Raw genomic sequence first — 12,884 nt, 5'->3', positions numbered from 1 at the left:
GCGGTACCGCGGAAGTTGCAGGAACCGCGGGCCTACCGCGGGTGGTGGTGCGGGAGTTCCAACCGTCGCGGGACGCGGAGGGCACGGGAAGGCCCGTACGTTCGGTGACCACGACAGGGGCCCGACCACCGGCCCCGCACCACACAACACGGGACCGGCCCGACCACCGGCCCCGTATCCGAGAAGGGGAATCGGAACCCATGAGCACTTCCGCGAGCACGTCCACAACGTCCGCAAGCACGTCCAGGAGCACCTCCACGGGCGCCCGCACAACCACCCGCGGACGCCTCGCCGTCGGCCTGGCCACCGTGGCCCTGCTGGGCGGCGGCCTCGCCCTCGCGCCGGCGGCGACCGCCGCGCCCAAGGCGCCGACGGCCGACTCCTGCACCCAGAACTGGTCCGTCTCCAGCGCCCAGGGCTACGCCAACGGCAAGTGGTGCAACCGCAACACGAAGGTCACCGGGACGGTCCACGACACCAAGTCCGACGGCCGGTGCCCGTTCGTGCGCGGCCTGCTGAACGGCGGCGGCCACGTCGACAGCGACTGGGCGGGCCCGAAGGGGGACTCCTCGCCGGTCAGGCTCTACGCCCCCGGCGGCAAGTCGTTCCACAAGGTCCAGATGATGTACATCAACTGCTGACGACCGCCCCGAAAGCACGGTGGCCCGCACCCTCCGGGGGAGGCGCGGGCCACTGTCGTACGCGGACCCCGGACTCAGCGCACCGTGAAGTGCAGCGTGTCGTCCAGGAACGGGATCACCAGCCACGGACTGGGCTGCGCCATCATCGCGAGCAGCACGATCGCGACACCCAGCACGCCGTACGTGACCATGTCGGTGAAGCGGGAGCGGACCGCGAGCATGCCCACGTCGGGCAGCATCCAGCGCATCACGGCGCCGGCCAGCAGCGCGGCGCCGATCAGGATCGTGCCGAAGCGGAACACGTCGAGCGCGGTCAGCAGCAGTCCGAGACCGACGGCCGACAGCACGGCGAGGATCGGCCACTGCCGGGCGGGCGCGGGGGCGTCCCCGGGCGCGGCCCGGCCGCCTCCCTCGGGGCGTGCGGTGTCCCGGGTGAACAGCGGGAAGCGCCGCGTGGTCCGCCGTGGCCTGCCCTCGGCGTCGGGCGCGCTGATGGCGTCCCGCACGGTCCCCTCGGCGTCCTCGACGGCCGAGTCGGCGCCGGCGTTCCGCGCGCCGCGCGCCTCGCTGTCCTCGGAACCTCGCTCAGCCGACACTGCGCTCCGCCGCCTCCACCACGTTCACGAGCAGCTGGGCGCGGGTCATCGGGCCGACGCCGCCCGGGTTCGGGGAGATCCACGCGGCGACCTCGGCGACGTCCGGGTGCACATCTCCGACGATCTTGCCTTCGGCGCTGCGCGAGACACCGACGTCGAGGACGGCCGCGCCCGGCTTCACGTCCTCGGCCCTGACGAGGTGCGCCGAGCCCGCCGCGGCGACGATGATGTCGGCCCGCTTGAGGTGCGCGGACAGGTCGCGGGTGCCGGTGTGGCACTGGGTGACCGTGGCGTTCTCGCTGCGCCGGGTGAGCAGCAGCGGCATGGGGCGCCCGATGGTCACGCCGCGGCCGACGACCACGACCTCCGCACCCTTGATCTCCACGCCGTACCGGCGCAGCAGGGTCAGGACACCGTTGGGGGTGCAGGGCAGCGGGGCCGGCTCGTTCAGCACGAGACGGCCGAGGTTCATCGGGTGCAGGCCGTCCGCGTCCTTGTCCGGGTCCATCAGCTCCAGGATGCGGTTCTCGTCGATGCCCTTGGGGAGCGGCAGCTGGACGATGTAGCCGGTGCAGGCGGGGTCCTCGTTCAGTTCCCGCACCACCGCCTCGATCTCCTCCTGCGTGGCGGTCGCGGGCAGCTCACGCTGGATGGAGGCGAGGCCGACCTGGGCGCAGTCGCGGTGCTTGCCCGCGACGTACTTCTGGCTGCCGGGGTCGTCCCCGACCAGGATCGTCCCGAGGCCGGGCGTGACGCCCTTCTCCTTCAGGGCCGCCACGCGGGCGGTCAGATCGGACTTGATCGCGGCTGCGGTGGCCTTGCCATCGAGAATCTGGGCGGTCATGGCTCCATCCTCGCGGATGACCCGGTCATGGTTCCAATCCGGGCACCCGGCGGCCCGCCGACGACCGCCGGGACAATGTCCCGTCATGATCACTGATGTTGCACTTGCACAACACATAGGGAATGTGGCTGGACAAGTAAGAGGGGCTTAAAGAACCATGAGCAGCACAGTGCCGCGGGCAGTACCGGGGGGACGGACCGCTCTGTAGAAAATTCCTCCGACCGTGCCCCGCGTCGTCCCCGCACCAGGCAACGGAGGAACACCCGCCATGAGTTTCGGCGACCCGAACAACCCCTACGGGCAGCCGCCGCAGCAGCCTCCGGCCGCTCCCGGCTACGGCTACCCCCAGGCTCCCGGCGTACCCCCGCAGGGCTACGGATACCCGCAGCAGCCGGCGTACCCCGGCTACCCGGGCTCGAACCAGATGCTTCCGCAGACGATGCCGGGCCTGCTGGTCACCGCCCGCGTCTTCCTGTTCATCATCTCCGCGGTGCAGACCCTCGCGGCGCTGGCCTACTTCTATATCGCCGCCTTTGTGAACGATGTCTCTGACGCGGCGAGCGACCTGAGTTCCTCCAGCGACGATCCGTTCGACGCGCTTGGCGCCGGCGGGGATCTCGCCGCGGGCATCATCGTGCTCTTCGCTCTCGTCTTCGCAGGTCTCGCGGCCCTTTCCATCACGCTCGGCGTGAAGTTCAGCAAGGGTGGCCAGGGTGTCCGCATCACGACTGTCATCTATGGTGCGCTCGGCGGAATCGTCGGCCTGATCCTGCTTTTCATCGGCCTGGACTCAGGGTTGGCGTCGGCCGTCATCCTCCCGCTGATCTGGGTGGTCTTCGCCGCCATCATCACGGCCGCTCCCGTCGTCTCGAGCGGCACCGCCTGGTTCGCCCGCCCGCGCTACTGAACACCTCGGCGCAGGCGTCGAGTTCGCAGCACTGAACAGTTCACGCCATTCGCTCCAAGGGCCGTGTCTCACCCGCACAAGGGGGCGACACGGCCCTGGTGCTTCTGCCTACCCTGAATCCCGTAGCCGCGCGTGCACGGGAGACGGACCTTGTACAGCATCATCGTGGTACCTCCGCCGACCACGGAGGGCGAGCACGAGACCCCCCAACTCCGGCTCGCTCCGGGCGAGCGCCTCACCTTCGGACGCTCCCCGGCGGACAACGGCCTGACGATCGCCCACGAGGGTGTCTCCCGCGCGGCCGGCGAGATCACCGCGCACAGCGCCTACTGGATCCTCAGCAACCTCTCCGCGCACCAGACGTACGTCGTGGAGAACCCGGAGGGCGCGGGCGAGCACATCAAGGTCGGCCCGGGGCGGCTGGACGCCCCCGTGCCGTTCGAGTTCTCCCGGATCGTGCTGCCTGCGGCGGGCGACCTGCTGCCCATCGAGGTGTGGGCCCCGCGCCACGACTACCTGCGCTCCCCCGGGGGCCTGGACGGGGCGACGACCGCGCCGGCCTTCTCGGTCGACCGCACCAAGCGGTACTTCGCGGTACTCGCCGCGCTGTGCGAGCCGCGGCTGCGCGGCGCACCGCACGCCCCGCTCCCCACCGTCGACCAGGTCGTGGACCGGCTGATCCCGCACTGGCCGTCCGTCACCCGCACCACCGTGCAGTGGAACATCGACTACCTGGCCGTGAAGCTGCGCCTGAAACCCGGACCCGACACGGCGGACACCGGGCCGCGCCTGAACGGCAAGAAGGAGTCGCTGGTCTCGCTGGCGCTCCGTTTCGACCTCGTCCGGGAGGACGACCTGGTCGTCCTGGCCGCGTCCCGGGACCGGACGGCACGGTGAGCGATCCCTACGCGGTACCGGTGCCCGAGGGGTACCGGGTGGGGGCCTGGGAGGTCGGCGCGCCCATCGCCACGGGAGCGTTCGGGAGCGTGTACGAGGCCCGCCTGCGCACCGACGCGCCCCCGCCGAGGGCACGTCCCGCGGACCCGGACGAGAGCGCGCCGCCCCCGGGAGTCGACGGCCCCCACGGTCTTCCCGGCACGGCCGCGCTCAAGTTCCTGCCGACCGGCACACGCACCCCGCGACAGCTGACCCATCTGCGCGAACTGGCCGAGCGTGAAGTGGAACTGCTCCGCCGGCTGCGCTCCGCGCCCCGGCTGATCCGGCTGTACGAGACCCTGACCGTCGACGACCCGGAGCGCCCCGGGCTCGACGGCGCCACCGTGCTCGTCCTGGAGAAGGCGGAGGGCTCCCTCGCCGCGCTGCTCGCCCGTACACCGCGTCCCGGGGACGGGCCCGCGCTGCTCGCCCAGATCTGCGAGGGGCTGGCCCAGCTGCACCGGGCGGGCTGGGTGCACGGTGATCTGAAGCCGGCCAACGTCCTGCTGATGCGGGACGGTTCGGCGCGGCTCGCCGACTTCAACATGGCCGCGGAGCTGGAGGGCACTCACGCGTACACGCCCGCCTTCTCGACGCCCGACTACACCCCGCCCGAGCTGCTGTGGTCCGAGATCGGCGAACGGGGCCGGCGCATCAGGCCGTCGGCCGACGTCTGGGCCTTCGGCGTGCTCTCGCATCTCGTCCTCACCGGCTCCTATCCGCTGCCCGGCGGCACCCCGTCGGCTCGCCGGGACGCGGCCGTCGCCTACGCGCGCGGCACCGACGAACTGCGTCTGTCGCCGCTGCTGCCGGAAGCCTGGCGGCAGATCGTGCGGGACTGTCTGGCCCGGACGCACCGGGAGCGGGTCGGCGGCGAGGCCCTGCTGCGGCGGGTGGAGAAGGCGGCGGGCGCACCCCGCTCCCCTCGCGCGCTGCCGCGGCGCGTGGACGGGAGACGGACGGTGCGCGGTGGCCGGGCCGTGCTCGGCGCGGTGGCCGGGGTCGTCACGGCGGCCGTCGTCGGGTACGGGATCAGCGCGCTCGCGGACGACGGCTCCGGCCGTCCGCGGCCCGGGACGGAGAACAGCGCCACGGCGAGCACCCCGGGGACGGGTGCGGCACACTACGGCGCGGCCGAACTCCGCACCGACAAGGGGATCCCGGTCGCCTACCGCAGGCTGATCGTGGACTCGGCGCACGACTGTGTGCAGGCGCAGGTCACTCCGGCGCTGATCGCCGCGATGCTGAAGGCCGAGAGCGACTTCGACGCCCGGCTCGCCGACCCCGCCCTGGACGAGTACGGGATCGCCCGCTGGACCCCGCGTGTCCTGCGCTTCTACCTCCGCTCCGACGGGAGACCGACCGAGCGGATCCCCGAACCCCCGTTCACCCCTGCCCAGTCGGTCCCGGCCGTGGGCCGCTACCTGTGCGCGATCGCGCCGCGCCTGGACGTGGGGCTGAAGGGCGACGAACGGGTGCTGATCGCCGCCTCGTACCGGACGTCGTACAAGAAAGTGAACGACGCGGGCGGAGTTCCCCCGAAGGTCCGCGCCTACGCCGACCGCGTCGCTCACTACCTCAAGGAGTACACCCCGCCGGGAAAGAAGTGACCCTGGGACTTCCGAGGTACCCCGGCGACGGGCACGGCCTCCGGCTCCCGAGGGGGAGGCCGGAGGCCGCGGTGTCGGCGCCGCCGGGCACGGCCGTCGCTGCTGCCGCGCCCGGGCGTCCGTCAGTGGAAGAAGTGGCGCGTGCCCGTGAAGTACATCGTGATGCCCGCCTTCTTCGCGGCCTCGACGACCAGCTCGTCACGGACCGAACCGCCGGGCTGGACCACGGCCTTGACGCCCGCCTCGGCCAGGATCTCCAGACCGTCGGGGAACGGGAAGAACGCGTCGGAGGCGGCGTACGAGCCGCGTGCGCGCTCGGCGCCGGCCCGCTCCACCGCGAGCTTCGCGGAGTCGACGCGGTTGACCTGGCCCATGCCGACACCGACGGAGGCGCCGTCCTTGGCGAGCAGGATCGCGTTGGACTTCACCGCGCGGCAGGCACGCCAGGCGAAGGCCAGCTCGTCGAGCTCGCCCTGGCTGAGCGCCTCGCCCGTCGCGAGGGTCCAGCTCGCCGGGTTGTCGCCGTCGGCCTGGAGGCGGTCGGTGACCTGGAGCAGCGCGCCGCCGTCGATCTGCTTGACCTCGACCGGGTTCGCGGGAGCGCGGTGGGCGCGCAGCACGCGGATGTTCTTCTTCTTGGTGAGGGCTTCGAGGGCGCCGTCCTCGTACTCGGGCGCGACGATGACCTCGGTGAAGATCTCGGCGACCTGCTCGGCCATCTCCTTCGTCACCGGCCGGTTGACGGCGATCACACCGCCGAACGCGGACAGCGGGTCGCAGGCGTGCGCCTTGCGGTGCGCCTCCGCGACGTTCGACGCGACCGCGATGCCGCACGGGTTGGCGTGCTTGATGATCGCGACGCACGGGTCGGTGTGGTCGTACGCGGCACGGCGCGCGGCGTCCGTGTCCGTGTAGTTGTTGTACGACATCTCCTTGCCGTGCAGCTGCTCGGCCTCGGCGAGGCCGCCCGTGCCGTCGACGTACAGCGCGGCACCCTGGTGAGGGTTCTCGCCGTAGCGGAGGGTGTTCTTGCGCTCGTAAGTGGCGCCCAGGAAGTCGGGGAAGCCGCTCTCGTCGGCGGCCGCGTAGTCGTCCGCGAACCAGGAGGCGACGGCGACGTCGTACGCGGCGGTGTGCTGGAAGGCCTCCGCGGCGAGCCGCTTGCGGGTGCGCAGGTCGAAGCCGCCGCCCTTGACGGCGGAGAGGACGTCGCCGTACCGGCCCGGGCTGGTCACCACGGCGACCGACGGGTGGTTCTTGGCGGCGGCGCGGACCATCGAGGGGCCGCCGATGTCGATCTGCTCGACGCACTCGTCGGGCGTCGCGCCGGAGGCGACGGTCTCGCGGAACGGGTAGAGGTTGACGACGACGAGGTCGAACGGCTCGACGCCCAGCTCCGCCAGCTGCCGCTGGTGATCGGGCAGCCGCAGGTCGGCGAGGATGCCAGCGTGGACCTTCGGGTGCAGAGTCTTGACGCGGCCGTCCAGGCACTCGGGGAAGCCGGTCAGCTCCTCGACCTTGGTGACGGGGACACCGGCCGCGGCGATCTTCGCGGCGGTGGAGCCGGTGGACACCAGCTCGACACCGGCTTCGTGCAGCCCGCGCGCGAGCTCCTCGAGCCCGGTCTTGTCGTAGACGCTGACGAGCGCGCGCCGGATGACCCGCTTGGTGCCCTCGGTGTTCTCGGCCGTGACTGTGCTGTCGGCGGTCACTGGATAACTACCTTTCGTCCCTCAATGCGATAGCCGTTGCGGGCGAGCCGCCCCACGACATCGACGAGCAGCCTTCGCTCGACTTCCTTGATGCGCTCGTGCAGAGCGCTCTCGTCGTCCTCGTCCCGGACCTCCACCACGCCCTGCGCGATGATCGGCCCGGTGTCGACGCCGTCGTCGACGAAGTGGACGGTGCATCCGGTGACCCGCGCGCCGTAGGCGAGCGCGTCGCGCACGCCGTGGGCTCCCGGGAAACTGGGCAGCAGGGCGGGATGCGTGTTGACGAACCGCCCCCCGAACCTGGCGAGGAATTCCTTCCCCACGATCTTCATGAACCCGGCGGAGACGACGAGATCGGGCTCGTACGCGGCGGTCGCCCCGGCGAGCGCCGCGTCCCACTCCTCGCGGGTGTCGTAGTCCTTGACCTTGCAGACGAAGGTCGGCAGCCCGGCCCGTTCGGCGCGCGCGAGCCCCTCGATGCCCTCCCGGTCGGCGCCCACGGCCACGATCTCGGCGCCGTAGCCCTCGGTGCCCGCGTCCGCGACGGCGTCGAGCAGTGCCTGCAGGTTCGTACCTGATCCGGAGACCAGCACGACGAGGCGCTTGGCCTTGGCCACGGCGGGGCCCTTTCTCGGGGAAGCGTTTGTACGGTCGTACGAATGCATCGCGCCCCGGGATACGGGGAAGTCTACGAAGCGGCCGACCGTCAGCAACGATACCGGCACACCGGACGGCCCCCACGGGACGGGGGCGTGGCCGGAAGGTAGCGTCTGGAGAGGATCCACCCGGGAACGTCCGGCAAGGATCCGTCCCGGAACGCCGTCCCGCGCGGGGAACGCCCCGTGCGCGCGGGACGTTGACCAGGGACGGGCACGAACACCCGCGGCGCGGGCCCCGGAACCGGGGCGCGGGCCCTGCAAGACATCCGGGGCGCGAGTCCGGGGTAGGACGCTCGGGGCGCGCGTCGCGAGCACGACGTCGTGCGGACACGCCGCCCGCCAGAACCACCAAGGGGAAGACGCACACCTGATGCCGGACCGCAGTCTCCGACTCCCTCCGCTGCTGCTGCGCGAGCGGCGCCCTTCGCCCACCCCTCCCCGGTCGGACGGGGAGGCGCCGGCGGGTGGGCAGGGCTCCTCGGGCGGCCACGGCCGAGCCGACGGGAACGGCTCCTCGGGCGACGGCGGCCCCGACGGTCCTCCCCCGCCCTCGGACGACAACCCGTTCGCCCCGCCGCCGGAGGGCACGCCCGACCGGCCGTGGCAGCCCCGGCGCCCGGCGAACGGCGGCGACAGCGAGGACAACGGCAACTCCGGGCAGCCCGGCGGCGGGTACACGCCGTGGGGCAGCCAGTGGAGCGACCGCCAGCCCGGGCCCTCGTCCGGCGGCGGCTTCGGCGACCGGCCCGGTGCCCCGCAGGGGCAGGGCGGCCCCGAGGGCCCCGGCGGCGGTCCCGGCACCGGTATGCGCTGGGACCCGACCGACCCGGCCCAGCGCCGCGCACGCTACGCGCTGCTGTGCGGCATGTGGGCGTTCTTCTTCGCCCTCTTCAGCTGGCCGTACGTGGCGCTGCTGCTCGGCGCGCTCGCCCTGTACTGGGGCGGCAGCTCCCTGCGCGCCAAGCCCCGCACCCCGGACCCGGACGCTCCGGCGCCCGCACCCGAGGCCGGCGGGCGGCCGCAGAGGACGGCCGCGGTGAGCGGGATCGTCACCGCGTCGCTCGCCATCGTGATGGTCGCCGCGACGTTCACCGCGCACCTCGTGTACAGCGACTACTACTCCTGCACGAACGACGCGCTCACGAACGCGGCGAAGCAGTCCTGCAACGACCTCCTGCCGAAGGAGCTCCGAGGCGTCCTCGGCACGAACGGCTGACCTCCGGCCCACCGCCGCGCGGGGACATCCGCGCGTCGCGAGGACGGTCCGGTCCGGCCGGATCCGGCGGCGACCCGTCGGTCACGCACCGCCCGGGCGCGGTCCCGGGGCTCCCCGGCCCCGCGTCGGGTCCCGGGGTTCCGCGGCTCCATCGGCCTCCGCGCCCTCACGCCGGGTTCCGGCGGCCCGGCAGCCCGGCAGCCCGGCAGCCCGGCAGCGTCTCGCACGTCCGCGTCCCACGTGTTCGTGGGCTCCAAGCCCTCACGCCGGATCCCGGGGCTCCGGCGGCCCCGCGACGCCCCGCAGCCCCGCGTCCCACATGCTCGTGGGCTCCACGCCCTCACGCCGGATCCCGGGGTCCCGGCGGCCCCGCGACGTCCCCCACGTCCGGTTCCCACGTGTTCGTGGGCTGCACGGCGTCACGCGGGCCCGGGTCCCGAGGCTCACGGGCCTCGTGCGAAGCCGGGTCCCGGGGGTCCGAGGACCCCGGGACGTCGCGTGAGAGCAGGTACCGGGGGTCCGTGAGGTCCGTGGTGTCCCGCGGAGCCGGGTCCCGGGACTCCGACGGCCTGTCGGCGTCGCGCGGGGCACGGCCCCGGGGCTCCACGGCGTCACGCCCGTCCGGCCCGTCCGGCCCGTCCGGCCCGTCCGGCCCCGACGGCTCCGACGGCTCCGGACGCTCCGCGGTGTCGCGGACGGCCGGGTCCGGGAGTCTCGCGGCCTCGCGCAGGGCCGCCCAGCGGGCCTCGCGGGACGCCTCCTCGTGCCAGGGGAATCCCTCGGCGTCCGCGGCGGGCTCGTGCCGGAAGGGCCCCGTGGCGTCCGCGGGGTCCTCGTCCCACAGGGACCCAGGGGTGTCCACGGGCAGGAAGTCGTACGGCTCGAAGTCGTCGGCAGGTCCGCGGCCGGCCGCCACGGCCCCGCCGGCGGGCACTCCGGCCGACGGCTCGCCCAGGTCGTCCCGCGGTCGCGGGCGCGACGGCCCGTACGGCCGCGATCCCCACGGCAGCCGGAAGGGAGAGAAAACCGGACGGCGCCGCAGGATCGCCCCGGCGGCCGAGGAGCCGCCGGCGGCGGCCACCCGCGGCCCACGCCGCACCCGCCGCCCCCGCAGCCCCACCGCCACGGGCACGCCCACGGCCGCCGCCCACAGCGCCGCCGCGGGCCCGACCTGCCACCACACGGGCCCGAAGTCGTTCAGCGCGGCCACCCCGAGCGGCCCTCCGGCCAGCGCGGCGAGCAGGCCGAACGCGCCGCCGCACAGTCCGGCGGCCAGCAGCGCGGCACCCGCCGTCCGCTTCCGGGACCATGCCTCCTGCGCCGTTCCGTCCTGCGGTACCGCGACAGCGACCACGAACCACGCGACCGTCGCCCCGGCGGCGACGGGCAGCACCCCGGTCGCCCAGCCGAACGGCCCCTTCTCGCCCGGCACGGCCGCCAGCAGCGGAAAGGCGGGCAGCAGGTCGGTCGAGGCGCGGGGCCCCGCCGCGGCCACGGACAGCGGCCCGGCGACATGCCCGGTGCCCAGGACGACCCCGGGGCCGAGCCCGTAGGCCGCTCCCCAGACCGCCGCGTTCGGGACCAGCGCGAGACAGAGCAGCAGGACGGCGAGACGGCCCGACCACACGTCCGTGAGCTGGAGGAACGAGTCCCGGGCCACTGCCCCGTGCCACACCAGCGACACCGCCACGAGCAGGGCCCCGCCCCCGACGAGCACCGCCGTCCCGGCCCCGGCGGCCCGCAGCGCACCGGCGAGGAGCCGGTCCTCGCCGCCGAGGAGCCGTTCACCGACGGCGACGAGACGGCGTACGGCTGCGGCCGGACGGGCGGGCAGGCGTCGCGGGACCCGCGAGGTCCAGGGCGGCAGCGGGCCCCGGGGGCGCCCGTACGCCGTCCAGACCCCCGCCCCCGCAGCCCCCGCGGCGAGCAGCGGCAGGCACACCGCGGCCCATCCCCAGGAGGGCCGCAGCGCGCCGCCCGAGGCGTACAGGGCGGCGGCCGTACCGACGGACAGGTAACCGGCGACGACCCCGGCCCAGGCCGTGGCGGGAGCCGCCCGCACCTCCTCGGCCGCGTCCCTGCCGGCCCGGTGCACCAGCCACAGGGGCAGTGCCAGAAGGAGCAGCGGTGTCACTCCGACCGGCATGGGCAGGCCGGAGAGGGTGTCGGTGCGGATCAGCTCGACGCCGTGGGCGAGGAGCCACAGGGACGCCGCGACGTGCAGGGCTCCGCCCGGACCGCTGTCCGGATACGGAGAGCTGATCCACAGGGCCATGACGAGGACGGCGGAGGAGCCGAGTCCGAGGCCCGCCGCGACGGCGCCGTCGAGGAGGCCGGAGCCCAGTCCGGGTGATCGGTCGAGCAGCCGGACGAGCAGAATCGGCAGCGGCGGCCTGCGGTCGGTCGTGTGGGTCACGCCCGCCATGCTCCCAACGACACGCGCTTTCCCGTCGTAACAGGCGAACCCCGGATGTGTCGCTCAATATGCATCTATGTACTTTTTCGTACGAAAGGGCGCCTCGTGACGCGGAGTCCTCAGACCCCCCTGCCCGGCCCCAAGGAGCGCCGCCGCCTGCGCGAGGCCAAGTCGCTGACCCAGGCCGAGGTCGCCACGAAAGTGGGCGTCACTCGCGAGACGGTGCGCTCGTGGGAGTCCGGCCGTACGACGCCACGCGGCCGCAAACGGGAGGCGTACGCGAAACTGCTCACCGAACCGGCCTCCTCCGAGGCCGGGGTGACCACCCGTCAGGAGCAGTCCTTGCCCGCCCTGGTGGGCGCCGCCACCGGTCCGGGCGGCTACGCCGCGGGCCCCCCGGGGCAGGCACCCCTGCCCGGGACAGCCCCGGACCCGCTCCCCGCGGACGGGCTGACGCCCGCTCAGGCCTTCGACGCGCTCTACGCGTTCTGCGCCCCCGCCCTCGTACGGCAGACGTATCTGCTCACCGGGCGGCGTGAACTGGCCCGCGAGTCCGTGGAGCGCGCCTTCCAGCAGGCCTGGCACAACTGGCCCGAGGTGGCCATGGACCGGGACCCCGCCGGGTGGGTGCGGGCGACGGCGCACGAGTACGCCCTCTCCCCCTGGCACCGGCTGCGCCCCCGCCACCGGCAGCCGGAGCCGCCGCCCGCCGACGCGGCCGACCGCGCGCTCCTGGACGCCCTGCTGACGCTGCCGCCCGTGCACCGGCGCACACTGCTGCTCTACGACGGCGTAGGGCTCGACCTGCCGGAGACGGCGGCCGAGACGGAGGCGAGCACGCCCGCCGCGGCCAACCGGCTGCTGCACGCGCGTGAGACGCTCGCGACGCGGCTGCCCGACCTGGCGGTGCCGGACGTGCTGCACCGGCGGCTCGCCGAGCTGGCGAGCACGGAGCGGCTGCGCGCCGCCAAGCCGCGTACGGTCCGCTGGGGCGGCGAGCGCCGCGCCGAGCGCTGGACCCGGGCCGCCATCGCGTTCACGGTGCTGCTCATCGGTGCGACGACGCTGACGCTGCGGACGGCCCCGGACCACTACGAGGCCCCGCTCGCGCCCGGTGAGACCGTCAACGGCCTGCCGCCCCGCTCCGCTCCGGGCCCGCTGTCGGACGAGGAGCTGCGGCTGCGCGCCAAGCTGAAGTCGGAGACGGTGAACGGTCCGGGACGGCTCGTGCCGGACGACCGCTGACACCCCGTACGAGACGTCCCGGTGCGTTCGGAGTCTTCAGGGCGTCCGGACACGCGGGTGGGCCCGCACCCCCTCAAGGGGTGCGGGCCCACCCGCGTGGTG

The 12,884-nt window shown here is 73.9% G+C and carries 11 protein-coding genes; 6 read left to right on the top strand and 5 right to left on the bottom strand.

Features of this window, described 5'->3' with window-relative positions; genetic code table 11:
* Positions 1 to 200: 200 nt before the first annotated feature.
* Positions 201 to 641, top strand: a complete 441-nt coding sequence (locus BKI49_RS22920) for a hypothetical protein (protein ID WP_095936143.1) — start codon at positions 201 to 203, stop codon at positions 639 to 641.
* A gap of 74 nt (positions 642 to 715) precedes the next feature.
* Here the strand turns inward: BKI49_RS22920 and BKI49_RS22915 are convergent, their stop codons facing one another.
* Together BKI49_RS22915 and BKI49_RS22910 are read right to left on the bottom strand one after the other, a co-directional pair.
* A complete protein-coding gene (locus BKI49_RS22915; RefSeq protein ID WP_095936142.1) occupies positions 716 to 1,237 on the bottom strand; it encodes a DUF3017 domain-containing protein in 522 nt (173 codons plus the stop codon).
* A complete protein-coding gene (locus BKI49_RS22910) occupies positions 1,227 to 2,081 on the bottom strand; it encodes a bifunctional methylenetetrahydrofolate dehydrogenase/methenyltetrahydrofolate cyclohydrolase (protein WP_095936141.1) in 855 nt (284 codons plus the stop codon). The genes BKI49_RS22915 and BKI49_RS22910 overlap by 11 nt, the downstream gene beginning before the upstream one ends.
* A 268-nt stretch (positions 2,082 to 2,349) precedes the next feature.
* Between BKI49_RS22910 and BKI49_RS22905 the strand changes: the two genes are divergently transcribed.
* From BKI49_RS22905 to BKI49_RS22895, 3 genes are all read left to right on the top strand, one after another.
* Complete coding sequence (locus BKI49_RS22905; RefSeq protein ID WP_095936140.1) at positions 2,350 to 2,988, top strand: hypothetical protein; 639 nt, start codon at positions 2,350 to 2,352, stop codon at positions 2,986 to 2,988.
* Positions 2,989 to 3,138: 150 nt separating this feature from the next.
* Positions 3,139 to 3,885 (top strand): FHA domain-containing protein, encoded by a 747-nt coding sequence (locus tag BKI49_RS22900; protein WP_095936139.1) that lies wholly within the window; start codon positions 3,139 to 3,141, stop codon positions 3,883 to 3,885.
* On the top strand, positions 3,882 to 5,534 hold the full coding sequence (locus tag BKI49_RS22895) for a serine/threonine protein kinase (protein ID WP_095936138.1): 1,653 nt from the start codon (positions 3,882 to 3,884) through the stop codon (positions 5,532 to 5,534). Before BKI49_RS22900 ends, BKI49_RS22895 begins: the two co-directional genes overlap by 4 nt.
* A 122-nt stretch (positions 5,535 to 5,656) precedes the next feature.
* Here the strand turns inward: BKI49_RS22895 and purH are convergent, their stop codons facing one another.
* Together purH and purN are read right to left on the bottom strand one after the other, a co-directional pair.
* Complete coding sequence (purH, locus tag BKI49_RS22890; RefSeq protein WP_095936137.1) at positions 5,657 to 7,246, bottom strand: bifunctional phosphoribosylaminoimidazolecarboxamide formyltransferase/IMP cyclohydrolase; 1,590 nt, start codon at positions 7,244 to 7,246, stop codon at positions 5,657 to 5,659.
* Positions 7,243 to 7,911, bottom strand: coding sequence for a phosphoribosylglycinamide formyltransferase (gene purN, locus BKI49_RS22885; protein ID WP_095936308.1), 669 nt, complete (start codon positions 7,909 to 7,911; stop codon positions 7,243 to 7,245). The genes purH and purN overlap by 4 nt, the downstream gene beginning before the upstream one ends.
* A 364-nt stretch (positions 7,912 to 8,275) precedes the next feature.
* On the opposite strand from purN, the gene BKI49_RS22880 reads away from it, so the two are divergent.
* Positions 8,276 to 9,121, top strand: coding sequence for a hypothetical protein (locus tag BKI49_RS22880; protein ID WP_095936136.1), 846 nt, complete (start codon positions 8,276 to 8,278; stop codon positions 9,119 to 9,121).
* Positions 9,122 to 9,461: 340 nt separating this feature from the next.
* On the opposite strand, the gene BKI49_RS22875 is transcribed toward BKI49_RS22880, so the two are convergent.
* Positions 9,462 to 11,546, bottom strand: a complete 2,085-nt coding sequence (locus tag BKI49_RS22875) for a cell division protein PerM (RefSeq protein WP_306453570.1) — start codon at positions 11,544 to 11,546, stop codon at positions 9,462 to 9,464.
* Positions 11,547 to 11,642: 96 nt separating this feature from the next.
* Here BKI49_RS22875 and BKI49_RS22870 point away from each other — a divergent pair, with 96 nt between their 5' ends.
* On the top strand, positions 11,643 to 12,782 hold the full coding sequence (locus BKI49_RS22870) for a helix-turn-helix domain-containing protein (RefSeq protein ID WP_095936135.1): 1,140 nt from the start codon (positions 11,643 to 11,645) through the stop codon (positions 12,780 to 12,782).
* The last annotated feature ends 102 nt before the right edge of the window (positions 12,783 to 12,884 follow it).

This window comes from Streptomyces sp. Tue6028 (assembly GCF_002300165.1).
GTDB classification, from domain to species: domain Bacteria; phylum Actinomycetota; class Actinomycetes; order Streptomycetales; family Streptomycetaceae; genus Streptomyces; species Streptomyces siamensis.
This window is presented reverse-complemented; position numbering and strand designations above follow the sequence as displayed.

Excerpts from the sequence above, each read along its gene's own strand:
- BKI49_RS22920 (WP_095936143.1), top strand. The coding sequence starts at position 201 with ATGAGCACTTCCGCGAGCACGTCCACAACGTCCGCAAGCACGTCCAGG.
- BKI49_RS22905 (WP_095936140.1), top strand. The coding sequence starts at position 2,350 with ATGAGTTTCGGCGACCCGAACAACCCCTACGGGCAGCCGCCGCAGCAG.
- BKI49_RS22875 (WP_306453570.1), bottom strand. The coding sequence starts at position 11,546 with ATGGCGGGCGTGACCCACACGACCGACCGCAGGCCGCCGCTGCCGATT.
- BKI49_RS22910 (WP_095936141.1), bottom strand. The coding sequence starts at position 2,081 with ATGACCGCCCAGATTCTCGATGGCAAGGCCACCGCAGCCGCGATCAAG.
- BKI49_RS22880 (WP_095936136.1), top strand. The coding sequence starts at position 8,276 with ATGCCGGACCGCAGTCTCCGACTCCCTCCGCTGCTGCTGCGCGAGCGG.
- purN (WP_095936308.1), bottom strand. The coding sequence starts at position 7,911 with ATGCATTCGTACGACCGTACAAACGCTTCCCCGAGAAAGGGCCCCGCC.